General features: G+C 38.5%; 1 protein-coding gene. It reads right to left on the bottom strand.

The features are described from left to right. Nucleotides 1-118 precede the first annotated feature (118 nt). Entirely contained in the window at nt 119-1,312 is a 1,194-nt protein-coding gene (locus MUB35_RS30335) for an IS110 family transposase (protein ID WP_103733239.1), read from the bottom strand. Between the last annotated feature and the right edge of the window lie 245 nt (nt 1,313-1,557).

Below are 1,557 nucleotides of genomic sequence, written 5' to 3'. Positions count from 1 at the left end.
AAAAATCTTGCTAATGTTTGTCAACCATTTTTTGAATTTTTTTCAGATGAAAAAAGGGTAACCTTAATAAATCTACCGTATTGTAGATTTGAAAAAAGAAGTATAAAATTAAGATGATTTACTTATAAAGCTCCATCGCACGAGCATAGTAAATTCGGAGAAACTTATTAACGCCAGCCATTTTTGCAACGTTGTAAGGTTTTCCTTCCTGTTCCTTTTTGAGTATGAAAAGGTAAACAGGATCATCTTGAGGTTTTGTCAGTTTGAGAGCCTGCATGACCTCAAAACAAGCTTTTCTGAGAGCAGAACTGCCACGCTTGGATATGTGGCGGTTCCTGCTTTCAAATTGTCCTGACTGATAGGGAGGCGCATCGTTTCCAGCATAAGAGTTGAGAGCCTTTGCACTGTGGAAACGGCGGATATCTCCGATTTCAGCCAGAATAATGGGACCTAACCTATCCCCAACGCCGTTCATTGCACGTAAAATCCTGTATTCGGGTATTGTTTCTGCAATGTTTTGCATTTGAGCGATTTCTTCATCAGCAGCGTTTTGTACAGTGGCCAATAAATCAACCAACTGATTTTGAGCGGCAATTATGTAGTCATTGTCTCCACGAGTTGTTATACTGTCACAGGCTAATTCATAGATAGATAAGCTTTTTTGTGGAGCATATCTATCATGGCTCTTTTTCATAAGTGTGGCATAGGAAGACAAGAATCTTGATTTGCCCATTGCCTTAACCCGATCGAAAGAACCGTATTTCTTAATAAAAAGTAACAATGCACACTCATTGGGTTTGCGGCTTTTCAGCTTTAACAGAGACGTGATCCCTGGCATGGTTTCATCAAGGAGATTTGTCAGCTGTGTTTTTGTATAGCTTACCATTGAAATACGTTGATTGTACTGACGGGAAAGAAATTTCAGGTCTTCATATTTTTGCTCTAAGGAAGTGTAGGGAGTAAGCATATATGACTTCTCCAAAGCGTATTTTGCGATTCTCAAGGCATCCTTTTTGTCAGTTTTTGCCTTATGGATTTCAACATCTCCATATTTTTTCATTTGATATGGATTTACGAGACATACAGGAAATCCTTCCTCTTGAAGCTTTTTTAATACTGGATAATGATAATGTCCTGTGTATTCCATGAGGATAGTAAAAGATTCATCAAGGTCATTTAAATATTTTACCATTGCATCCATATCCGAAAGGGTATGATGCATAGTAAATGGTTTGGCACGTATGCTGCCATCTGAGTTAAGAACAGCAACGGTGCTTTTCGCTTTTGAAACATCAATTCCAACAGCAATCATAGTGATACCTCCTAATAAAGATTTGACTGGTTCCAACGCTTCAAGGTCCATTCATATTCGTTAGTGAAACGGGAGCAGATCAACTGTCACAACTTGCTGAATCGAATGCAGGAACATGAAGGCTGGCTAACACATTTATCTCCGGGCGTGGTATCCCAATTAGAAATTCCGTTAGCCAATCACCTTCAGTATAAAAGAAAAGTGAAGGCTGTTAAAACCCTCACTTATATATTACGAATTAGAAT

Origin of the sequence: Blautia sp. NSJ-175 (assembly GCF_022867815.1) — a bacterium.
GTDB lineage: Bacteria > Bacillota > Clostridia > Lachnospirales > Lachnospiraceae > Blautia > Blautia celeris.
This window is presented reverse-complemented; position numbering and strand designations above follow the sequence as displayed.

Bases quoted from the DNA above. Each gene is read 5' to 3' on its own strand.
- MUB35_RS30335 (WP_103733239.1), bottom strand. From the start codon at position 1,312: ATGATTGCTGTTGGAATTGATGTTTCAAAAGCGAAAAGCACCGTTGCT.